This is a genomic window from uncultured Algibacter sp. (genome assembly GCF_947495675.1).
Classification (GTDB): domain Bacteria; phylum Bacteroidota; class Bacteroidia; order Flavobacteriales; family Flavobacteriaceae; genus Algibacter_B.
In genome coordinates this window covers 1-316 of the sequence record NZ_CANLZX010000069.1, presented here as the reverse complement: position 1 = coordinate 316, position 316 = coordinate 1, and the positions used below count along the sequence as shown (strand labels likewise).

The following is a 316-nucleotide window of genomic DNA, read 5'->3' as shown; positions in this document are numbered from 1 at the left end:
TTCACTTATACAGATTGTTCAGGTAATGAATCTGTTTATACTTATACATACACGATTGATGTAACAACATTACCTGTAGTACCTGCAAATGCAAGTTCTACAGTAGAATGTTTAGCAGATGTAACACAACCTACAGCACCTGTTGTAACCGATGTTTGTGGTAATGATTTAACGCCTGTAATTACTGAAAATGCAGATCCTGTTTGTGAAGGAGATAAAATCTATACGTTCACTTATACAGATTGTGCAGGTAATGAATCGGTTTATACGTATACATATACTATTGATTTAAATCCTTTTATATTACCAGGTAATG

1 protein-coding gene is annotated in these 316 nt (G+C 33.2%); it reads left to right on the top strand.

The features are described from left to right. Window positions 1–316, top strand: a 316-nt coding sequence (locus Q0842_RS16135) for a hypothetical protein (RefSeq protein ID WP_298500534.1), incomplete at both ends; no start/stop codon positions are given.